Consider the following 20,807-nt stretch of genomic DNA (forward strand, 5'->3'; position numbering starts at 1 on the left):
GAGACCATTGTTATGCGCATCCTATGCCACAATTTTATCCAATTGTTTTAATTGACTTTTCCGAATTCTCCTTTGTCCTGCGCCGGTAATTGTCCAGATTTCCGGACAAGCTTGGAGCCGGTCTCACCGGGGCTTGCACGGAACCACCCAGTTATAGGCACTGGTACAGCCGAGCTGTCCTGAATACCGGACAGCGTCGTGATTGGCGGACAGCCGATTAAAGCGACATACCTGCAGCCCGCCGTCAAATTCGGATAAACGGCAGCAGACTCAGCCCCATAATCACCAGTATGGCCACGCAAGCAGCCAGAGTGCGAACAGGCTTGTGTCGAAACATTTGCCAAACGCCACCGCTCTCGCCACTCAGTCGCCGAGCCTCATAGGCCTCACGTTGGCTTTCCATGCGCTGGCGCTGATACTCGTGCAGCAAGGCTTTCGCCCGGTTCGCTTCGTCTGTGTCGTGCACCCAAAAACCACCCATACTGATACCCCAACGGCTTGGCGGCGTCTCGTAAAAGCGCACATCGTGGGCGTCAAATAACGCCCGTATTTCGTCGGCTTCGTCATCCGGCACGTGGCGCAAATTCATCAGGTGGTGGGGCATGAAGGCTCGTTATCTGGTATCGGACAGGGTAATACCGATATCCTAACACCATAGACCCAAAGACCGAATTCACCACCGGAACCCTTCATGACTGATCACCCCCTCCGCTTACTGCTGGATTTCGACAACTGCGCCCAAAGAGATAAAGGCCAGGCCCCGGCATTTTTACACCGGCGGGATCGCAAGTTTGCACTGTCCTGCGAGCAGCAACAGGTTACGCCCACACCGAAGCGCTGGCTGGCCCACATCAACCATCTGAGCGGCCCGGGGGCGAGCGCATCGCCAGCGGAGCACACCTTGGGTTTCTGGCGTCGGATAAACAGTGGTTTTATGGCTGCGGGCACCCTGTTTGGTTTACTGACTATGCTCGGTTTGCTGTTTTACGACGGTGGCCAACGCGTCAACATTACGGTTTTTTTGGCCTTTGTGGCCTTCCAGCTTTTGCTGGCGCTGCTAACTACGGCGCAGTCTCTGGTTGGCTGGCAGCCTTGGGGAACACTGCTCCGACGCTTTCGCAACAGCCCCGATTCTGAGGTGCCTGTAAAACTACAGCCGGTACTTATCGCAAGAGCCGCTCAGCTGGGCGGGCTGTGTTTTGCTCTGGCCGGTCTGGCGACCTTGCTGGTTATGGTGGTACTGCAAGATCTTGCTTTTGGGTGGAGCACCACTCTTGAGACCGATGCCAGCCGCTATCACAGCCTCATTGCGACGGTTGCAGCGCCTTGGGCCTGGGTATGGCCAGCCGCTGCACCAGACCTTGCACTGGTGGAAGCCACACGGTTCTTTCGTGCCAACGCAGTTGCGGGCAGCACGAACCCGGCACGCTGGGGTCAATGGTGGCCCTTTATCGCTATGCTATGGACAACTTGGGCGCTGTTGCCGCGACTTGTTCTTGCCCTATTGGCGAACGTTCTAATCCGGCGCAAAGCTCGGTATCTGTTGGCTAACCACCCGGCTATGCGAGCCTTGATGTATCGTATGGAAACGCCTGCTCTGGATACGGGCAACGACCATAATGATGCCTCGGATTTGCCGGACACCGAAACGCATCTCAAACTAAAGCCTTTGCCTGAGGCCAGTATTGCCCTGTGCTGGGCAGGCGCGGGCGACCCGGAGTTACCGGATGCACTCAGTGCAGGCAAGAGCCTGATTGCCAAAGCGGGCGGGCGGATGACGCTCGCACAGGACCGGCAGGTTCTAGAGCAGGTGGCCAAACAACTGACACAGACGCTTAGCGAATCCGTCCTTCTGATAACACGCAGCTGGGAGCCTCCTACGGGAGAGCTGGAAGATTTTCTGACGTCTGCGCGGGAACTCTGGCCTGAAGCATCGCAGATTGCCTTAGTGCCATTGGCCACCCGCATTGAGCGTGAACCGGATGCTCATCAGGTGCAGCAATGGCTGAGATTTGCCAAGCGGATAGGGCCGGAGTTTGTAACGGTTAGCCTGATACCAACGCACGGAACCCTTCCGGATGTGAACGGGGGAATTATGCAATGAGTACCGCACCTATTTTTGCTGTTGTAGGCCACCCCAACAAAGGCAAATCCAGCGTGGTGGCAACCCTGTCGCAGAACGATGCCATAGCCATTGCTCTAGAGCCGGGCACGACACGTAAGCGCCAGTCCTACCCATTAAGCGTAGATGGCAGAGTTCTTTATACACTGGTTGATACGCCCGGTTTTCAGCGCCCCCGACGGGTGTTGGAATGGCTTGAAGCCCACAGCGTGTCAGCATCTGATCACAGCGAAACAGTGCGAGCCTTTGTTCAACAGCATCAGGGTGATGGCCGCTTTACAGACGAATGTGAGCTGCTGGCACCGTTGATTGAGGGGGCGGGGATCATCTACGTGGTTGATGGCTCCGCGCCATACAGTGCCGAGCATGAAGCAGAAATGACCATCCTACGCTGGACTGGCCAGCCCAGTCTGGCGCTGATCAATAGCATCGGGCCCGATGATTACAGCGACACCTGGCAGGCCGCGCTCGGACAGTTCTTTCAAGTTGTGCGCAAATTCGACGCAGTTCGCGCCCCGTTCGAGCAACACTTAAGTTTGTTACGAGCTTTCGGGCAGCTTGAGCCCGACTGGGAAAAGCCTCTGGATCAAGCAACCCACTACCTATCGGCCCAACGCGAACAGCGCCAGCATCAAGCTGCTGGCATCATTGCCAAAGCCTTGAAAGATATGATGTCGTTTCAGGAAAAACGCACGCTCACGCTGGACCAAGCCGCAGGCACCAGCGACAGCACCCTAGCGGATCAGCTCCGACAACGCTGGTACCAGCACCAACGGCAACGGGAGCAGACCCTACGGGTGGAGATAGAGCACCTGTATCAACATCAAAGTATCCGTCGGCAGGAAGCCGAGCTTGAATGGCACAGTGATCACGACCTGTTCTCGGAAGACAGCCGCAAACACTGGGCCGTAAGTCGACGCTATCTGGCTACCGCCGGTTTTGGTGCAGGCGCCGTTAGCGGTGCAGGGCTGGATGCACTTACTCTGGGCTCGTCTCTGGGCGCCGGTGCTCTGGTGGGTGGCCTGATCGGCGCAGCGGGCAGCTACATGTACGGAGGCCGATTCACTCTGCCTGTTTTAAATATTGGTTTGCTTCAAGACGGCCTGAAGACAGCTACCTTCGGCCCCGTGCAAGACAGCCAGTTTGGCTACGTAGTGTTAGGACGGGCCGTGGATCATTGGTGGCATATTAGCCATCGTAACCATGCAGGTAGAGAACTGCTCGACCTGCAACCTGCAGATCATCACTGGCTAGACAACCTCGATAAAACGAGCCGTCAAACCATTCAGAAAACCCTCGATAAGTGCCGGAAACAGCAGCCCTTGGACGAAAACCAGCGACACAGGTTTCACAGTGCCATAGAACAATGCATGGCAATTTATGACAACTGGCGGTTGAACCGGACCTGAAAGGAATGTTTATACTGTACGGCTATTCCATCACAAAACGAGGAATGCTCATGAAAATTGTACGAGTTCAGGACATCATCGGTACCGAACGTGAAGTGCATGGCCCCGGCTGGACAAGCCGTCGTATGTTGTTGAAAAAAGACGGTATGGGCTTCTCTTTCCACGAAACGATCATCCCAGCAGGTGCCGAGCTTAACCTGTGGTACAAGCATCATCTGGAAGCCGTTTATTGCGTAGCCGGTAATGGCACCATTACAGACAAAGCCACCGGTGAAACCCACGAAATCTCCGACGGCACCCTCTACGCTCTCGACAAGCATGATCAACACACCCTGCGCGGTGGTACTGAAGACATGCGCTTGATCTGCGCCTTCAACCCGCCGGTTACGGGCCAGGAAGTACACGACGAGGACGGCGCTTATCTGCCGGACACCAGCGAAGACTGATCTTCCTTGTCTGTAACTGAACACCCGGCGTCATCCACATCGCCATCGACAGCAAGCCTGCTGCCGGTGGCGATATTACTTTGGCTGGCCGGAGTTTACTTGCGCATACCGATACTGGTTGCGCCACCGCTAGCACCGTTCATCGGTGACGAACTGGCACTCTCCCAGACCCTCACTGGCGCGCTGACGACCCTGCCCATTCTCATGCTGGCCATTGGCGCCATGCCGGGCTCCCTGTCCATATCCCGAATGGGTCCACGCAACACTCTGGCACTGGCCATGCTCGTTATGGTCATCGGCTCTGCAGGCCGTGGGCTGGCACCAGACACCATCACTCTGATGCTCACTAGCGCCGTTATGGGTGTAGGCATAGCCATGATGCAGCCCGCACTACCGGCACTGCTTCCACGCTGGCTGGAACCCAAAAACCTGGCGCTCGGCTCGGCCATTTACATGAACGGCATGCTGATGGGCGAATTCATCGGCGCAGGCATCACCCTGCCGGTCATCATGCCGCTACTGGACGACAGTTGGCGCGCTACCATGCTGGTATGGTCATTACCCGCACTGCTGGTCGCTGCAGCCCTGTTCCTGCCCAAGCGCGATCTGGCGAGACCCACCCGCAAAGCCGCCTGGCTACCCGACTGGAAAAACCCGCTTACGTTGAAACTCGGCCTGTTGCTCGGCGTTTCTGGCTCTCTGTTTTTCGGCGTAAACGCCTACCTCGCGGCCTTACTGGAACAAAGAGGCGAATTCGAAAACCTCACCGAAGCATTGTTCTGGTACAACTTCGCTCAGGTGGTGGCTTCTCTGTTGATGTTGAAAATGGCGCGCTACTGGGTAGGAAGAAAAGCCCCACTGCTCATCATGCTGATACTCAGCTTACTGGGAACAATCGGGTTATTAATGTTTTCAGGATGGTGGGCAATCGCCAGCGCGACATTCATGAGCTTCACCGCTGGCATACTGTTAATCATGATGGTGGCACTACCACCACTGCTGGTGCCAGCCAGCGAAACCGGCAGGCTATCCGCAGGAAACTTTCTGGTGGGCTACACAATGGCCTTCACCGTACCCATGCTGGGCGGTTTACTCTCAGACTGGACTGGCGACATCCGACACGCTATAGCAGTAATGATCGCCTACGGAGTCCTAGTCTCCCCACTGGCAATCAACCTAAACCTGCAAAGGCAGTAAAGCATCCTACCAATGGCCGAAGGCCGCGGAGCGGGGTGTCTTTTCTGCCGGGAAAAAGATGTCTGAGCGAAGCGAGTTGTTTTTCCCAGAAGAAAAGACACCCCGCTCCGCGGCCCACCCCCAATGAAGCAGGCCCTCAGTCTTTAGATGTAGTAATCCTTTAGCGGAGGGAACCCATTGAATTCCACGGCACTATAAGTTGTTGTGTAGGCGCCTGTGGACAGCCAGTACATACGGTCGCCAATAGCCAAGTTCAGTGGTAGCGGATACTTGTGGTGCTCATACATGATGTCCGCACTGTCACACGTTGGACCAGCAATAACACAGTCTTCGCCTTCACCCTTCTTGTCCGTCCAGATGGGGAATTTGATTGCCTCATCCAGAGTTTCAATAAGACCACTGAACTTACCCACGTCGGTGAACACCCAGCGGTGCAACGCTGTGCGGGATTTGCGAGCGATCAGAACGACCTCACTCACCAAAACACCAGCGTTGGAAATCAAAGAACGACCTGGTTCGATAATGATTTCAGGCAGATCGTCGCCAAAATCTTCCTTCAGGAAGCGGGTGATTTCAGACGCGTAAACAGCCAACTCGTTGGTACGGTTGATGTAATTCGCCGGGAAACCACCGCCCATGTTGATCATTTTCAACTCGATGCCGTCTTCTTCTTTCAAGCGCTCGAAAATGACCTTCACCTTGTTCAAAGCCGAATCCCACGCGCCGATCTCGCGCTGCTGTGAGCCCACGTGGAAGGACACACCGTAAGGCACCAAGCCAAGATCGCGGGCCAGAATCAGCAGATCCATGGCCATATCATTCTCGCAGCCAAACTTGCGGGAGAGAGGCCAATCCGCTGTTTGTGTGCCGTCGGTCAAAACCCGAACGTAGATCTTCGCACCAGGTGCCGCCTTGGCAATGTTACGCAAATCCGCCTCGGAATCCGTGGCGAACATGCGCACACCCTTCTCATAAAAGGTACGAATATCCCGCGCCTTTTTGATGGTGTTGCCGTAGCTGATGCGGTCGCCGGTCACACCAAGAGCCATCACCTTTTCCAACTCATACACCGACGCGATATCAAAGCTCGCACCCTTGTCCCGCAGCATAGTCAGAACCTGCGGAGCCGGGTTGGCCTTCACTGCGTAATACACATTGGCATAAGGAAAACCGTCCACCAGCTCGTCGTACTGACGATCAATCGTGGCGGTATCAATCACCACGAACGGTGTTTCCTTGGTATCCGCAAATGCCTTGATCCGGGCAAAGGTCTCGGCAGTGTAGTAATCGTCGATGTTAGCGTTGGCTGACTCGGTCATGGATGGTGTTTCCCCTCAGGGGTAATAAAGCAATGTTTAATAACGGGTACCAAGCTTGGCCCCGACAATAATCGCGATAATCAGGCTTTCTTTGCCCCACATATATCAGCAAATCTACCCATAAAACAGAAGCCCCCACAAATTGCCGATAGTCCTCGGAGCCGCGGTCCCCAATAAAAAGGCCTTAGCGATCAACAACTCAACCCTCTATACTTCAGTCATAACAAACACGTACCACAGGAACCCCCAGTGACGAGACTCATTGCAGCAACACTCCTGACCCTGCTGTTTCTGGCAGGCTGTGCCGAAAACACCACGCCGCCTACATTCAAACAAGCGCTACCCACCGCGGTTCAACAACCGGTCAGTTTTAACGATGATGTACGTCCTATCGTAGAAGCAAAATGCCTAGCCTGCCACAGCTGTTTTGATGCGCCCTGCCAGCTCAAAATGGAATACTCCGACGGCTTGATTCGCGGTGCCCACAAAGACGCGGTTTACGATGGCGCACGCTTCGAAACCCAAAAAACCACCCGCTTGGGAATAGACGCCCAAACCGAACAACAATGGCGAGAGTTAGGCTTTTACTCGGTACTGGCCAGAGGCGACCAAACTCGCAGCTTATTTGAAAACATGATTCGTTTGGGCAAAGAGTATGAATTCGCCCCGAACAGCAAACTGCCTGAAGACATAGAACTGGGGCTGTCTCGAACCAACCAGTGTGTCAGCAATGAAAACTTTTCCGACTACGCCAGCGACCATCCCTACGAGGGCATGCCGCTGGCTGTAACCGGCCTCACCGACGATGAGTATGCAACCTTAACCGGCTGGCTCAATCAAGGTGGTGCCATCAGCCCGCTGGTTACCAAGGTAAATGACACCGAGCAGAACCAAATAAAGCTCTGGGAGAGCTGGCTGAACGATCATAACCCGCGCCAACAACTGATCAGTCGCTGGCTATACGAACACCTCTACCTCGCGCACCTATATTTTGAAGACAAGGGCGCCGATACCCGCTTCTTCGAAATTGTGCGCTCCTACACGATGCCGGGCACGCCCATCGACATGGTGGCAACCCGTCGCCCCAACGACGACCCCGAAGGCCAGGTGTACTACCGCCTGCGCCCGGTCGCTGGCAGCATTGTGCACAAGCGTCATATCACCTTCGAGTTTGGAGAAAAACAGTTCACACGCACCCGCGAGTTGTTTGAAACTGGCGACTGGCAAGTGGAAACCCTGCCGGACTACAGCCGTGAAAACCGCGCCAACCCCTTTGTCACCTTTGCCGCCATCCCTGCAAAGGCCCGCTACCAATTCATGTTGGATAACGCCGAGTACTTTACCCGTACTTTTATTAGAGGGCCGGTATGTCGTGGTCAAATCGCTACTGACGTAATTCGCGATCAGTTCTGGGTGGCCTACCAAGATCCAGAAAACGATCTTTATGTAACCAATGCCGATTACCGCGATAAGGTGAACCCATTATTGTCACTACCGGGCCAAGACAGTGCCCTGCTGGACATTAAGGACAACTGGAGCCGCTATAAAGGTAAACGTAACCGCTACAACGAATATAGAAATAAAGCCTATCGCGAGGCCTATCCTAAAGGGGCATCGCTCGATCATATTTGGGACGGCGACGGTAATAACACCAATGCACTGCTGACCGTCTTCCGCCATCACGATAATGCCTCTGTGCAGCGCGGCCTTATTGGTCAGGTACCGCTCACCAGCTGGTGGATGGATTACCCTCTGTTTGAGCGCACCTACTACGAACTGGTAGTGAATTTTGACGTGTTCGGCAACGTGGCCCATCAGGCCCAGACGCGACTCTACTTTGACCTGATCCGTAACGGCGGCGAGCAGAACTATCTCCGGCTATTGCCGCCCGGTGAACGCAATAAGGTTTTGCACCATTGGTATCAAGGTGCCGGCGAGTTCAAGCTGGATTACAGCTATGCCGACATGGACGACACGGCTCCGTCACAGGTGCCCTTTTCCACATCGGCATTCAATGAAGAATTGGGTGCGCGCCTGCTGCTGAAATTCCACGAACTGAATGCAGAGCGGGACGATCCCATCAACCGCTGTGGCGGCAGTGATTGTGGTCGCAAAGACGAGCCCGAATGGATTCGCGAGGCGGATCAGGTGCTGTCAGAACTGGCCGCTACCCGGGCGGAATTCCTCCCTGCCATCAACTACCTGCCGAACGTCACTTTCTTGCGGGTTTATAATGAAGAAGGCAAGCGAACGGTGTACACGGTTATCCGCGACCGCGCCCACAGCAACGTCGCTTTTCTGCTAGGAGAGGACTTACGCTACCAGCCGGAGAACGACAAGCTAACCATTTATCCGGGCATCATTGGCAGCTACCCAAACTTCATGTTCGACATTCCCGCGTCGCAACTCGGGCTGTTTAAAGACAGAATGAAAGCCCTGAAAGCAGAAGAGCCGAAAGCCTTTGAGGCTATAGTGGGTGTATGGGGCGTTCGACGCACCCACAGGCAGTTCTGGGAGATTCTGCACGATATTACCGCCTGGCAGCGCGAGCATCAGGCCTTGCAGGCGGGTGTGTTCGATATCAACCGTTACAAGAATCTTTAATCCTTCTGCGTGCCACCTTCGGGTTCACACCGCCATTGGGCGGGAGGGCTCGGGGGTGGTGGAGCCTCCGGGGTCGCGGGGCTCGGACTCTTGTTGCAAGTACTCCAGAATAGCATCCTTCAGGTCGCTGCCTTGGCCCAGCCCCTGATTACCAAACAAGCGATTGAACTCCAGCACGAAGGGATACCCCTCCACCAGAGCAATATCAAACCCTGCATGGTCCACGCCCAGATCCCGCGCCAGCCGAAGCGCCAGATCGGTCATCACTGTGGGCACCGGGCTGTTGTCAATCTTGCCACCCTTGGACACGTTGTTATAAAAGCCCTGATCGGCTTGAGTACGCCAGTAGGCTGTGACAACTTTATCGCCCACCACCACTATGCGCGCGTCGCGGTCCAGAGGTAGGTATTCCTGAACATATAGAACATCCGTGCGCTCGCAATATTTGCGCCAGTCGTCTCGGGTTTCAATCAGCCACACACCTTCGCCCATACTAGCCTTCGGCAGCTTCGCCACGAAGGGCAGCACCATCACACTCCAGATGTGCTCACGTTCCTCGGGGCCGTTGGCTTCAATAATTGTCCAGGGGATGTGCTCCGGCGCAACCGCTTCAAACGCCCGGGTCATTTCCACTTTATCGTGGCCAATGAGGTAACTGGCAACACTGGGGAAAACCCGGCATTTCAAACCATGCACTAGCGCGTTGAGTTGCCAGTATTCCGGGAACAACACCCAATCTGCGTCGCGCAGCAGTTCCTTGTGACGCAAGTAGTTTTCCGGCTTCAATACGGTGGTATTCGGGAAGCCAAGGGTGCGAAAAACATTAAACGATACGAAATTCATGGGCGGGGTCGCGCTGATCAAAGTGGGTAAGTTTTAAGCAGTTTTAACCCATGCGCAAGTATTTTTTGTGATTCGAATTGACGGTGGTCATGGTTTTTAAAAACGCACCTGATAATAATTCGCATTACATTTTGAATTAACTTATTACGGAGCACACCATGACCATTCTTCGCCAGTTTACCGCTGTAGCCGCCTCCTTGCTGATCGCTGTACCTGCATTTGCAAGCGACAGTGATCACTTCAAGGGCCAGCCATCCCACACCCTAGAGCAAGCCGTTGCCAACTTCTCCGAATACAACAACAAGCTCGAAAATGTGCTGGCTGGAGAGCTCACTCCGGAATCTATGAACGAAGTACATCAACTGACATACACTCTGGAAAACGCGCTACAAAAACTGGATGACGAGATTGATGCCCTTGAGGATACCCTTGAGAAAGTTCACAAAGCCTCTGAGCACGCCGATCCCGATACCGTGCGCTCTGCTGGCAAGCAATACCTCAGCAACAGCCGAAAGCTTGTAAACTAGTAACTGGCGTTACTTTCTTTTGACGCCCTGCTGGGCAACAGCGGTTAGCGGATCTTCTGGCCAGGGGTGTTTAGGATAACGGCCGCGGGTATCTTTGCGCACCTGCGGATACACGTTAATCCAAAAGCTGGCCAGATCAGCGGTGACCGCCAGCGGCCTTTGGGCTGGAGACAACAGGTGTATCAATACCGGCACCTTGCCCCCGGCCACTTCGGGCGTTTTCGTCCAACCAAACAACGCCTGCAACTTGGCCGCTAAAACCGGGCCATTCTCAACGCAATAATCCAGTGTAACGGAGCTGCCAGTGGGGATGGTCAGACTGGTTGGCGCAAGCTCAGCCAGTTGCTGCTGTTGCGGATAATCCAACAGGCTGTTCAGGGCGTTTTGCATGTTCAGGCGCGCCAAATCGGACCAGCGATGAATGCCTGCCAGAAAGGGGGCCAACCATTGTTCCAGCGACTCTGCCAAAGCCTTGTCACTTACATCCGGCCATTGCTCAGGGTAGTGCTTTGCCAGCAGCGATACTCTTGCCCGCCACTGCTTGGCCGCAGGCGTCCACGGTAGGCTATCCAAACCTTTACGCCGCACCGCTGCGAGTATGCCCTGCTGAATCAACTCGGGTGACGGCTTGGTTAGTGGTTTCTCTACTAAAATCAGTGCCCCTAACCGCCGAGTTTTTCGCGCAATGACTGTGCCGCGTTTATCATCCCATTCTGCTTCGTCTTGCTCTCTTATACGGGCGGCCAGATCCGTTTCCAAAGTGGGTAAGTCCACTGGCGCAGCCAAATAGATCCTTGCTTCTCGCGCCTTGCCGTCTAGGTCTGCGGCCACCAGCCAATCGTGCCGCGCAAGCCCGTCGTCATCCCGCAAGAGGGCCCCTTTCCCGTTGCTGAGTTGATAGCGCGGTGTATCTCCGGGGCGACGTTTACCAATGCGATCCGGATAAGCGAGTGCCAACAAACGCCCAACGTCTGTGGCCGTGGGCATGGTTTCGGGTTCACTGTTGCCATTCGCCTGGGGCACGGATAGACGTTTAGCCTGTTGGCGCAGCGCCTGAAGACGGTGTGGATCTATACGTTGCGATCCGCGCTCGCCACGAAGGGCTCGAATGCGCTCATGCATATCAGCCCCGGCGCCCGGCCCCAATATGTCCCTGTCTTCCAGCAACGCAGCAAGCTCAGCCGCCAATCGGCCCAATTCAAGCGACCTGCCCAATAGGACCATGTGAGCAAGCCGTGGATGGATGCCAAGGGCTCGGGCTGACTTACCGTGTTCGGTAATCGCGCCTTCATCGTCCAGCATATCCAGCCACTGCAGCAGTTCCACGGCCTGCTGCCAATGGGCAGGCGGTGGCGGATCTATCCACACCAAGTTATCCGGCGTTCGGGCACCCCATTGCGCCAGCTCAAGCGCTAAAGGCGCGAGATCGGCTTCGCGAATCTCCGGTGGCGTAAACTCCGCTAACCCGAATTGCTCAGACTCACTCCACAACCGATAACATACGCCCGGTTCCACACGGCCTGCGCGGCCTTTGCGCTGCTCAGCGGAAGCCTTGGACACACGGCCGGTTATTAAACGCGTCATGCCGCTGTTCGGGTCAAACACGGCCCTACGTTGCTGACCGCTATCCACCACCACGCGCACGCCGTCGATGGTCAAGCTGGTTTCGGCAATAGCGGTTGCCAAGACCACTTTGCGGGTGCCTGCAGCGGCGGGCGCAATGGCCTGATCCTGCTCTGCGGCTTTGAGGTTGCCAAACAAGGGCGCAATGACCACATCCGAAGCCACCTGCCCGGATAAACGCTGGGCCACCCGGTGAATCTCGCCTGCGCCCGGCAAGAATACCAGGATTGATCCCGGCTGCTGCGCCAAGGCTTCGATGACGACCGCCACTGTGTGATCCACCAACCTCGGGTTGCGATGGGTGGCAGGCGCAGGGCGATACACTACGTCCACCGGGAAGGCTCGCCCTTTGCTGCTTAAAACAGGTACATCTCCAAGCAGGCGGGCAATGTGCGCAGTATCTAAGGTCGCAGACATCACCAGCACCCTTAGATCTTCTCGCAGCGCTTCTTGTGTTTCACGCACCAATGCAAGACCGAGATCCGCCTGAAGGGAACGCTCATGAAATTCATCGAACAACACAGCGGCGTAGCCTTCCAGCATAGGATCGCTCTGGATCAGCCGGGTGAGAATACCCTCGGTGACGACTTCAATACGCGTAGTGCCAGACACTTTGGTGTCCAGCCGAGTGCGGTAACCGATGGTTCGCCCGGGCTTTTCACCCAACTGCGACGCCATAAACCTTGCAGCCGAGCGGGCTGCCAGCCGCCTTGGCTCCAACATCAGGATCTTTCTACCATGCAACCATGGAGCGCCCAGCAATGCGAGGGGCACTCTCGTCGTCTTACCTGCACCAGGGGGTGCTTGCAGAAGGGCCGTGGTGGTCTGCTCTAGAGTATGTTTCAACTCTGGGAGAATGTTGTCTATCGGGAGCACGTTTGGCTTCAATCGTGCTGAATCGTTCTTGCGTGCCAGGCTTCGGGGCGGGGCACAAAGAAGATGAAGATCAGGCCGAAGACCAGCGCACCTACGCCGATTCCGAAGGCAGATACCAACGTGCCACCCGCATCGAGCCATTGTTTGGTGAGCCAGGGGCCGACCATTTGGGTGAAACCGTAGAGGGCAACCATGGCCGCTGACAAACGGGGGCCTTGATGTGGATGCAGGGCGCGACCGAGGCGCTGGGTCAGCAATACGGTACCAAGGAAAGTGCCGCCCACCAGTGCTGCGCACAACAATATGCCTAGGGCACCGGGCAAAACAACGGCGGCCACGACACCCACCAACTGAATAAGGAAGTTCAATTTGAGTGCAGGAATGTCACCCATTTTGCTTCCGAGTTTGTTCCAGACCCAAGCGGCGGGAATGGTGCTCAGGGCAACAATTAGCCAAGCGCCATCCAGCAGCCAATGTTCGGCATCCAGTTCCAGCTTCGCCAACAATGGCAGAAAGGTCATGGGGAGGATGTACCCCAGCCCGGCACCTGCGTATGAGAGAAACAGTGGGATGCTGGCACGGTCTATAAGCGGGGTGTTGGTTGTGCTTTTGCCATTCTTGCCGGACTCTTGGTCTGGCACCTCTAGGCGTATCAACCGGTAAGCGCCCCAAATGGCCAAAGGAATGGATGCCAATGCCACAGGCCACCAGCGCTCAGCGCCTTCCAGCCAATCAGCGGTGCCGGTAACCAGCCCACTGGAGAGCAACAAACCCAAGCCTACACCAATGTAGACCAACCCACTCATGCTAGAGCGGTTGCGCAACACCAACCATTCAAGAATCAGCGCAGGCGCCTGTACGAAAACAACACCATTGGCCACGCCGTTCAACCAGCGCGCAGTAGAAATGGCGGTGAGGTTGTCTGTTTGGGTAACGAAGATCGTGGTTAACACATGCACCACAAGAAATGCTGGCAACAAAATACGGATATGGCTAACGCGGTGCCAACGAATCGCCAGCATGGCACCCACCAGATAGCCGAAATAGTTCCAAGTGGCGATGGCTGCACCTTCTGGTGCCGTGAGCTGGCCATCGCCGATCAGATAGGGCAACAGCGGGGTGTAAACAAAACGGCCAAGTGTGTGCACCACCAAAAGCACGATGGCACCTGCGGCCAGAACGCCAAAGAGTTCTTTCGGGGTTGTGGAGTTCTGTTGGTACATGCTGTTGGTTCCGGCGAGTGTGTTTCAGCCGTGCAGTTTATGCGAGTACCGCAGCGATGTCAGTTTGACCTTAGCAGAAGGCTAGGCTCGCCGGAGAATTTGAAGAGGAAAAGCTAATTATAAAATCTACCATTTGACCGCCTTAAGCTTGCTTAATGCCATAAGCCCGCTCTACCTTTGCTACTCGTACCTCGAATTCGGAATACCAAGCTTTATGGCCCAAACGCTGAGCTTCAAGGTGCTCAGCATTTTGTTTCCAGTTTCGAATCGCTTCCTCGCTGGCCCAGTACGAAACGGTAATACCCACACCCTCACGGGCGGACTCGATACCGAGAAACCCCTCCTGCTGGGCTGCCAGCTCAACCATTCTGTCAGCCATAGCGCCGTAACCATGGTCACCATCCGTGCGAACAGAGCTGAAAATCACTGCGTAATATGGCGGATTTGGAGTTTTAGCGATCCCTGACATGACGTCCTCTTTGTGCTTGCACTTACCCGCTCCCCACTAACTGCGCAATCAATGCCGCCACAGATATAAGTACAACCAAGCCAATTAACGAAACTATAAAACCACTTAGAGTGTTGACGTAGTTCTGATCACTGATTGGCTCTTTGGGGAAGTAACCAAAACTAAGAACGCGGCATACAGGCCATCCAACGTACCAACCGAGCTCCCAGAAGCAAAGCTCCCAAATAAGCCAAATCAAAGACCGTACTACTAGGCCTACAAAGCGCAGTATGGATTTAACCAAGCCTTCAGCTATTTCTTCCAATGAATGAAATCCTTCGTGAACACAATGCAAAGCGATGGCCAATCGGGGGCCGTGCAACCGATTGTTAGGAGATTTTATACTCCGCAGCCTATCAAAACCGGGTTCGTTTGGTTTTTTTCTACAGGGCAGTCTCAACTTCTATAGCATATTAATCTGAACCGCTATACTGTCGGATCTTTGTAAGGATGCAGATAGCCTTGCGTGCATAGGAATGGCAAGAAATGGAGATTTGTCAATAATGATGAAGTTGTGCATTGCCAGCCTGTTATTATTTTCCAGCATTCTGAACGCTCAGGTACCCGTCTTTGTGCTTGAAAATCAGCTTCAACATAAGGGCTTGATCGATAACTTCCTACCTATCGCTAATCAGTCGCACATAACCTTTGCTGCGATAGAAGTACGAAAAGATGAGGAGGGGTGTGCGTTCTACCCTGAGCGATTAGGTCCGCTGCTATTTTATCAGATTTGTAAAAACGCTAGAAGCCTTTTATTTGAAGAGCCACAAGAGTCTGTTAACAAACAGCCGCGAAGCTTTGAGCTTAAGAAAGACCAATATGTGGCTAACATCAGTGGCAATTTTGTCATTCTTTTTGATTTAACGGTAGTCGACAGGATAAATGGGATAATTGTTGCCGAGAATACCCATAGATCCTCCTATTTTTCAGCTCATCGAGCTCTATTTCGGGCTAAAACGGCCTCTCTCATCTATTACGACTATTCAGACTCAGGGTTGTTTAGTAAGCCAAAGGGCGGCTGGTATGAGTTTGACTATAAAACGGGTGAGAAGAGGCGCTTAGCCTCCCTTGAAACTCACTGCCACTATATTTGGTGCTGGGTACCCCGCGATGTAGATTCAGTCTTATTGGTAGAAGATAAATGGGTTGTTGCCTTAGAGTCACTGAACTTTCGCGGGCCAAGTTGGCTGGAGTTAAGTGTTTACAGCGTTAATGATATGCAGTTAGTACAGCGAATTCGGCTACTGGACGATGCTGTTCCGGCATTAAATGACTTGGAGTGGATAAACGGTACGCTGGTCGTGTCATATCGTCTGGGAAAGGAATATATTCAGAGACATTATGTATTCAGCCAAAGCGTACTCGAAAGAAATGACAAAAAATAGCTTAAAGCAACTGAGTACCAGCTCAGCATATGACGCACCGCTGAAGAAAGCTGTCATCGGAGAAGTCGATAATCACATCATTATCCATTAACACGCAGGGCTCTGACGCGATCTCTATCGCGTGCAGGCAAATACTTCGATAGTTCTTGTGGAGCACAGGAATGAGCCTGAATGATCCTTTTCGCTTCCTGAACATGGTGCCGCTTTTACGTGTTTTCCCGATTGGCTTTAGCCCACAAATAAATGCGCTCAAAAGCCTCTGCGAGATGTTCGGGGTTGTGGGGGGGCTGAATCAATGCGGCTAGCTGGCCATCCGGGTTTATCAACGCAAAATGCCCGCTGTGGTCGACCAAGGTTTCGCCGTCCACATCACGATGCACAAAGACCGCACTCAGGCTTTGAGCCAGTGCGCGCAGTGTTTCCAAATCGCCAGTCAAGCCGTGGAAGTTCTCACCGAAAAAACCGGTGTAAGCTTTGAGCTGTTCAGGCGTGTCATTTTCGGGGTCTGCGCTAACCAGCAGGTAATCTGGCTGGGGCAGCTCTTTCGAGAGTAACTTATCGGTTCGGCGCAGGTTCGCCATTGCGGCCGGGCAGATATCCGGGCAGTTGGTGTAGCCGACAAAGGCAAAGGTCCACTTACCCTGAAGACTTTGACGGGTAACGGTTTCGCCGTTTTCGTTGGTGAGCGTGAATTCGGCCAATGGTCGAGGCTGGTCATACACATAGGTGTTCATTTCAGCCAGATCCGGAGCAGGCGTTGGCTCCCCGTTATCCACCAGAAATACCTGCCGACCTATAATCAGGCCAAATACGAGTACAACCAAGAGCAGAAGTACAAATAAGGTGACCTTCAGCGAACGATTCATTATTGCTCCAAATGGAAAACTCTACGGTAACGCAGCGACAGTAGGAGGGGTGCCTTTTCTGCAGGGAAAAAGATGTCTGAGCGCAGCGAGTTGTTTTTCCCGGAAGAAAAGGCACCCCTCCTGCTGGCGCGTCTGCACCAAGTCAGAAAAACACGTAATGATCCACAAGGAGTACCACAAACAGCGCCATCAGGTAAGTGATGGAATATTTGAAGGTGTTGAGAGCTACCCGGCGATCGTCGCCTTTCAGCAGCTTTATGGCGTACTGAAGGAAGCGCAGGCCGAGAACCAAGGCGCCCGCCAGATAAATCCAGCCGGACATCCCTGTGACAAAAGGTAGCAGGCTGACTGCCAGCAACATCAAGGTGTAGAGCAGGATGTGCAATTCGGTGAATTTATTGCCATGGGTGACCGGCAGCATAGGAATGCCTGCTTTCGCATACTCTTCTTTGCGATGGATGGCCAAGGCCCAGAAGTGGGGTGGAGTCCAAGCGAAAATGATAAGAACGAGCAACAGGGCATGACCCTCTACCTGACCGGTTACGGCTGTCCATCCTAGTAATGGCGGCATGGCGCCCGCTAACCCACCAATGGTGATGTTCTGAGGCGTGGCCCGCTTTAGGAACAGGGTATAAACGCCAGCGTAACCAACCAATGAAGCCAAGGTAAGCCATGCGGTTAGATGGTTCACCTGCCACATCAACACCACCATACCAATACTGGCAAGCAATGTGGCGAAGCCAATCGCTTCTACCGGAGAGATTTTACCAGTAGCCACGGGGCGCTTGCGGGTGCGGGCCATTACGGTATCTATCTTTTGATCAACCACATGATTGACCACGGCGGCGGCACCCGCAAGGAAGGCTATACCAAGGTTACCCCAGACCAGCACGCTTAAGCTGGGCAAACCGGAGGTGGCCAATAACATGCCTATGGCCGATGTCAGGATCATCAAAGCCACAACGTTGGGCTTGGTCAGCTCCAGATAGTCCCGCCAGGATATAGCCCGCGTGGATTGACTGGTCGTGTTCTGGGCCGGCAGTACGTCCACTTGCTCACTCATGCCGTTATCTCCTGATGCATTATTGTTGTATGTGTTGCCTTTACAGCGTGTGTCTGAGGCAGCAGGTGGTGCCGCCAGATCAGGTATATCACCGACAACAGCAGCCCAGCACCCATGGCGTTATGGGCTACTGCAATCGGCAGGGGAATATGGAACACAATATTGGCGAGCCCCAGAGTTATCTGGGCTAACAACGCTGCGGTCACAAGCACCACGGGGCGGTGCAGTTCTCGGTTTTTGCTTCGGCGCCAAATCAGGGTAAGCAGTACAGAAAAATACGCCAGAACCACTAAGGCACCAACTCTGTGGGTTACGTGAATGGCAACGCGCCCATCCGCTGTAAGCTGGCCGCCCAGATAGTTAGGGCCTACGTGTTGGGTGATATCAAAGCCGTGCTGGAAATCCATGCCCTCCGGCCACCATTGGCCCTGACACGTCGGCAGATCAGTGCAAGCGACGGCGGCGTAGTTGGAAGCCGTCCAAGCGCCTAAGGCAATCTGCAGAACAATCAACAGCAGGCCGCCATAAAGCCAAGGTCGAAGGCTGGCGAGTCGGGAAGCTGCCGCAGTGGGTTTCAAGGGTTTTTCTGCCTCTGTTTTGGCCACGCCGGAATCTGCCGCCGAGAACTTTCTTAACCTCAGCACCAGCAGGGTCAGTAAGCTCAGCGTGGTAAAGCCTCCAAGAAGATGAAGGGCAACAACTTGCGGCCAGAGCTTCAAGGTCACCGTCCACATGCCAAAGGCACCCTGAAGCAGGATAAAACCCGCAATAAACAGGGGCAGTTTGAAAGGCACGCCGCTTCGGCGCTGACGCACTGCGCTTGCGGCCAAGCCGAACACCACCAACCCCAGAGTGCCGGCAGCGTAGCGGTGGATCATTTCCGGCCAGCCTTTGGCTACATCTACGGGCGTGTCTGGGAATCGGGCATTGGCGATGGCTATATGCGACTCGCTTTGGGGCACAGACAGAAAGCCATAACACCCAGGCCAATCCGGGCAACCCAGCCCGGCATCTACCAACCGCGTCCAGGCACCCAGCATGATGACCACCACAGCGAGAACGACTGAGAAGGTCGCCCAATGTGTCATGGCTTTGGCTTTTTGTCCGCTACCGGTAGACAGGTGTTTCAAGGTAACTCCTCCGGACTTAGCCTCAGCCTACCTGTGACAGTTTGAGCAGGTGTTTGAGATCCTTGAGCATGTCCTTACCAGAGTTCTCAGGGCCGTAGTGCATCATCACATTACCAAAGGGATCAATTAACATGATGCGGGGCTCTGCTTCCGGGTTAATGCCAGCAGGCCAGCCCGGCGTGGTACCCGGCACAGGTCTCAGACGCTCCATCAACCGGTATTCGGTGGGCCAGCGCGCCGCTAGATCACCGGAAATACCACCCAGTACGGCGGCTCGGGATACGCGGTTAGCATTTTTACCCAGTGCAATATTGGCCTGCCGGGCAAGGTAGAGAAGTTCTTCACAACGGCTATCGCACTCGCCAGCTGCAACCACAAGTAGCCACTGGGGATCGGTCTGGCCTGCGCTAAAGCGTTCAGCCAGAGGCTCACCCGAGAGCGTCTCTAGACTAAGCGCGGCAACAGGCACCGTCGGATTGATCAACGCACCCTGATTGGTGTGGCCTGCCGGGTTTAGCCAACCGGTATAAAACATAATAGTGGCCAAAATCATCGGCCCAAATCCAAGTGCAAACAGCAACATAGCGGTGCGTCTGCCTCTGCGGACCTGTTCCGGTGTAGGGCCTTCTGTTTCTTCCTGCTGTGGTAATTGGTTAGCCATTGTCATTGTCATTATTGGTTCCTGTCTTTCGATAACTCGCCACTACACTCAATATAGTCAGCACCACTGCAAGCGCAAACCATTGTGTTGCATATCCGTAGTGGGTTTGTGGTCCCATGAGATCTGGTTCCCAATCAGCGCGATAAGCTCCCGGCTGTTCGCTGCCGCTAAGCCGAATAATTGCGCTAGGCAACCCCGAAACTTCCATTCTCGCAACGTCTGCAGGAAGTGCCTGTACTCGCCGGGGCCAACTGTCTGAAACGGCTGATTCCCCAGACAGCAATGGCGGTTCCGGGTAAGGGCTTAACCGACCGGTTAGTTTGAAAACACCTTCGGGGGGAGTAACAACGGGCAGCCTGTCTCGGGTTCGTGGCGCCGCCACCCAACCTCTGTTGACCAAAACCGCAGGCCCCTGCAGCGGGTAAAAGGCTGTTAGCACTTCGTAGCCGGCTATACCATCACGGGTCCGGTTATCCAGAAGCCAACTGCGTTCGCCAAAGAGCCCTGTAATCGTAACCGGCCTACCGTTATCCAGCCCGCTGGCAACCTGTTCAGGCCAATCGAGATTTTGGGCTTCTTGTTGCCATTGCTCAATTAGAATCTGCTTTTCCGCAGCCCGGTTCAGCTGCCAAATACCCAGCCCTATCAACAACGGCAGGAAGGCTCCTGTAAAAACCATTAATCGCCAGTTTAGCTGCCATTTTCGCGTGTGTTGTTTTGACTCAGTCATGGTCTGCTATAGTAAATCTGGCAGCAATCAAAACAAAAACCAGAGACGTCTTTATGCTCAAAGCCCTTATCGTTTTCCTCATGCTCGCCGTGATTTTCAGTCTTTTCAGTGGTTTGTTCTTTCTCATCAAAGACGGCGGCAAAACCAATCGAGTGGTGACCTCTCTAGCTGTGCGGGTAACGCTAAGCGTGCTTCTTTTGACGGTTATTCTTTTGTCTCTGTGGCAAGGGAGCCTGACACTACACCCGACTCCCTGACCCCACACTCTAAGTTGC

At 54.3% G+C, this 20,807-nt stretch carries 19 protein-coding genes; 8 read left to right on the plus strand and 11 right to left on the minus strand.

Annotated elements, in window-relative coordinates:
- Nucleotides 1-244: 244 nt before the first annotated feature.
- A complete protein-coding gene (locus FE845_RS08975) occupies nucleotides 245-604 on the minus strand; it encodes a DUF6164 family protein (RefSeq protein ID WP_200363609.1) in 360 nt (119 codons plus the stop codon).
- Nucleotides 605-691: 87 nt separating this feature from the next.
- Between FE845_RS08975 and FE845_RS08980 the strand changes: the two genes are divergently transcribed.
- From FE845_RS08980 to FE845_RS08995, 4 genes are read left to right on the plus strand one after another with little or no spacing between them, the layout of a single operon-like run.
- Entirely contained in the window at nucleotides 692-2,104 is a 1,413-nt protein-coding gene (locus FE845_RS08980; RefSeq protein ID WP_200363611.1) for a DUF2868 domain-containing protein, read from the plus strand.
- The gene (locus FE845_RS08985) at nucleotides 2,101-3,531 is read left to right on the plus strand and encodes a GTPase/DUF3482 domain-containing protein (RefSeq protein ID WP_200363614.1); all 1,431 of its coding nucleotides are present in this window, start codon (nucleotides 2,101-2,103) and stop codon (nucleotides 3,529-3,531) included. The genes FE845_RS08980 and FE845_RS08985 overlap by 4 nt, the downstream gene beginning before the upstream one ends.
- Nucleotides 3,532-3,581: 50 nt before the next feature.
- The gene (locus FE845_RS08990) at nucleotides 3,582-3,977 is read left to right on the plus strand and encodes an ectoine synthase (protein ID WP_200363616.1); all 396 of its coding nucleotides are present in this window, start codon (nucleotides 3,582-3,584) and stop codon (nucleotides 3,975-3,977) included.
- Nucleotides 3,978-3,983: 6 nt separating this feature from the next.
- Nucleotides 3,984-5,174, plus strand: a complete 1,191-nt coding sequence (locus FE845_RS08995; protein WP_200363618.1) for a CynX/NimT family MFS transporter — start codon at nucleotides 3,984-3,986, stop codon at nucleotides 5,172-5,174.
- 143 nt (nucleotides 5,175-5,317) lie between these two features.
- Here FE845_RS08995 and FE845_RS09000 read toward each other — a convergent pair whose 3' ends face one another.
- Nucleotides 5,318-6,493, minus strand: a complete 1,176-nt coding sequence (locus FE845_RS09000; protein ID WP_200363620.1) for a type III PLP-dependent enzyme — start codon at nucleotides 6,491-6,493, stop codon at nucleotides 5,318-5,320.
- Between the two features lie 249 nt (nucleotides 6,494-6,742).
- Between FE845_RS09000 and FE845_RS09005 the strand changes: the two genes are divergently transcribed.
- On the plus strand, nucleotides 6,743-9,097 hold the full coding sequence (locus tag FE845_RS09005; protein WP_200363622.1) for a fatty acid cis/trans isomerase: 2,355 nt from the start codon (nucleotides 6,743-6,745) through the stop codon (nucleotides 9,095-9,097).
- Nucleotides 9,098-9,121: 24 nt separating this feature from the next.
- On the opposite strand, the gene FE845_RS09010 is transcribed toward FE845_RS09005, so the two are convergent.
- Nucleotides 9,122-9,940 carry an ATP-grasp domain-containing protein gene (locus FE845_RS09010; protein WP_200363624.1) on the minus strand — a complete coding sequence of 273 codons (819 nt, stop codon included), beginning with the start codon at nucleotides 9,938-9,940 and terminating at the stop codon, nucleotides 9,122-9,124.
- Between the two features lie 158 nt (nucleotides 9,941-10,098).
- Between FE845_RS09010 and FE845_RS09015 the strand changes: the two genes are divergently transcribed.
- Complete coding sequence (locus FE845_RS09015; protein WP_200363626.1) at nucleotides 10,099-10,467, plus strand: DUF6746 family protein; 369 nt, start codon at nucleotides 10,099-10,101, stop codon at nucleotides 10,465-10,467.
- Nucleotides 10,468-10,476: 9 nt separating this feature from the next.
- Here FE845_RS09015 and hrpB read toward each other — a convergent pair whose 3' ends face one another.
- From hrpB to FE845_RS09030, 3 genes are all read right to left on the minus strand, one after another.
- Nucleotides 10,477-12,966 (minus strand): ATP-dependent helicase HrpB, encoded by a 2,490-nt coding sequence (gene hrpB / locus FE845_RS09020; protein WP_200363980.1) that lies wholly within the window; start codon nucleotides 12,964-12,966, stop codon nucleotides 10,477-10,479.
- Nucleotides 12,967-12,974: 8 nt separating this feature from the next.
- A complete protein-coding gene (locus tag FE845_RS09025) occupies nucleotides 12,975-14,189 on the minus strand; it encodes a YbfB/YjiJ family MFS transporter (RefSeq protein ID WP_200363628.1) in 1,215 nt (404 codons plus the stop codon).
- A 142-nt stretch (nucleotides 14,190-14,331) separates the two neighbouring features.
- Complete coding sequence (locus FE845_RS09030) at nucleotides 14,332-14,658, minus strand: antibiotic biosynthesis monooxygenase family protein (protein ID WP_200363630.1); 327 nt, start codon at nucleotides 14,656-14,658, stop codon at nucleotides 14,332-14,334.
- 542 nt (nucleotides 14,659-15,200) lie between these two features.
- On the opposite strand from FE845_RS09030, the gene FE845_RS09035 reads away from it, so the two are divergent.
- A complete protein-coding gene (locus FE845_RS09035; RefSeq protein ID WP_200363632.1) occupies nucleotides 15,201-16,082 on the plus strand; it encodes a hypothetical protein in 882 nt (293 codons plus the stop codon).
- 206 nt (nucleotides 16,083-16,288) lie between these two features.
- Here the strand turns inward: FE845_RS09035 and FE845_RS09040 are convergent, their stop codons facing one another.
- The 5 genes from FE845_RS09040 to FE845_RS09060 all read right to left on the minus strand — a co-directional run bounded on the left by FE845_RS09040 (nucleotide 16,289) and on the right by FE845_RS09060 (nucleotide 20,532).
- Nucleotides 16,289-16,948, minus strand: a complete 660-nt coding sequence (locus FE845_RS09040) for an SCO family protein (RefSeq protein WP_200363634.1) — start codon at nucleotides 16,946-16,948, stop codon at nucleotides 16,289-16,291.
- 142 nt (nucleotides 16,949-17,090) lie between these two features.
- Nucleotides 17,091-18,011: a heme o synthase gene (cyoE, locus tag FE845_RS09045; RefSeq protein WP_200363636.1), complete on the minus strand. Its 921-nt coding sequence runs from the start codon at nucleotides 18,009-18,011 to the stop codon at nucleotides 17,091-17,093.
- Nucleotides 18,008-19,099 carry a COX15/CtaA family protein gene (locus FE845_RS09050; RefSeq protein ID WP_200363982.1) on the minus strand — a complete coding sequence of 364 codons (1,092 nt, stop codon included), beginning with the start codon at nucleotides 19,097-19,099 and terminating at the stop codon, nucleotides 18,008-18,010. The genes cyoE and FE845_RS09050 overlap by 4 nt, the downstream gene beginning before the upstream one ends.
- Nucleotides 19,100-19,163: 64 nt before the next feature.
- Complete coding sequence (locus FE845_RS09055) at nucleotides 19,164-19,814, minus strand: hypothetical protein (protein ID WP_227714199.1); 651 nt, start codon at nucleotides 19,812-19,814, stop codon at nucleotides 19,164-19,166.
- Nucleotides 19,795-20,532, minus strand: coding sequence for an SURF1 family protein (locus FE845_RS09060; RefSeq protein ID WP_200363638.1), 738 nt, complete (start codon nucleotides 20,530-20,532; stop codon nucleotides 19,795-19,797). Before FE845_RS09060 ends, FE845_RS09055 begins: the two co-directional genes overlap by 20 nt.
- A 53-nt stretch (nucleotides 20,533-20,585) precedes the next feature.
- On the opposite strand from FE845_RS09060, the gene FE845_RS09065 reads away from it, so the two are divergent.
- Entirely contained in the window at nucleotides 20,586-20,789 is a 204-nt protein-coding gene (locus tag FE845_RS09065; RefSeq protein WP_200363640.1) for a twin transmembrane helix small protein, read from the plus strand.
- Nucleotides 20,790-20,807 lie beyond the last annotated feature (18 nt).

Source organism: Marinobacter sp. 1-4A (genome assembly GCF_016597725.1).
GTDB lineage: Bacteria > Pseudomonadota > Gammaproteobacteria > Pseudomonadales > Oleiphilaceae > Marinobacter.

Coding starts and splice junctions, on each gene's coding strand:
- cyoE (WP_200363636.1), bottom strand. CDS start 18,011: ATGAGTGAGCAAGTGGACGTACTGCCGGCCCAGAACACGACCAGTCAA.
- FE845_RS09060 (WP_200363638.1), bottom strand. CDS start 20,532: ATGACTGAGTCAAAACAACACACGCGAAAATGGCAGCTAAACTGGCGA.
- FE845_RS09015 (WP_200363626.1), top strand. CDS start 10,099: ATGACCATTCTTCGCCAGTTTACCGCTGTAGCCGCCTCCTTGCTGATC.
- FE845_RS09010 (WP_200363624.1), bottom strand. CDS start 9,940: ATGAATTTCGTATCGTTTAATGTTTTTCGCACCCTTGGCTTCCCGAAT.
- FE845_RS09000 (WP_200363620.1), bottom strand. CDS start 6,493: ATGACCGAGTCAGCCAACGCTAACATCGACGATTACTACACTGCCGAG.
- FE845_RS09030 (WP_200363630.1), bottom strand. CDS start 14,658: ATGTCAGGGATCGCTAAAACTCCAAATCCGCCATATTACGCAGTGATT.
- FE845_RS08990 (WP_200363616.1), top strand. CDS start 3,582: ATGAAAATTGTACGAGTTCAGGACATCATCGGTACCGAACGTGAAGTG.
- FE845_RS09050 (WP_200363982.1), bottom strand. CDS start 19,099: ATGACACATTGGGCGACCTTCTCAGTCGTTCTCGCTGTGGTGGTCATC.
- FE845_RS09055 (WP_227714199.1), bottom strand. CDS start 19,814: ATGACAATGACAATGGCTAACCAATTACCACAGCAGGAAGAAACAGAA.
- FE845_RS09065 (WP_200363640.1), top strand. CDS start 20,586: ATGCTCAAAGCCCTTATCGTTTTCCTCATGCTCGCCGTGATTTTCAGT.
- FE845_RS09040 (WP_200363634.1), bottom strand. CDS start 16,948: ATGAATCGTTCGCTGAAGGTCACCTTATTTGTACTTCTGCTCTTGGTT.
- FE845_RS08975 (WP_200363609.1), bottom strand. CDS start 604: ATGCCCCACCACCTGATGAATTTGCGCCACGTGCCGGATGACGAAGCC.
- FE845_RS08985 (WP_200363614.1), top strand. CDS start 2,101: ATGAGTACCGCACCTATTTTTGCTGTTGTAGGCCACCCCAACAAAGGC.
- FE845_RS08980 (WP_200363611.1), top strand. CDS start 692: ATGACTGATCACCCCCTCCGCTTACTGCTGGATTTCGACAACTGCGCC.
- FE845_RS09035 (WP_200363632.1), top strand. CDS start 15,201: ATGATGAAGTTGTGCATTGCCAGCCTGTTATTATTTTCCAGCATTCTG.
- FE845_RS09025 (WP_200363628.1), bottom strand. CDS start 14,189: ATGTACCAACAGAACTCCACAACCCCGAAAGAACTCTTTGGCGTTCTG.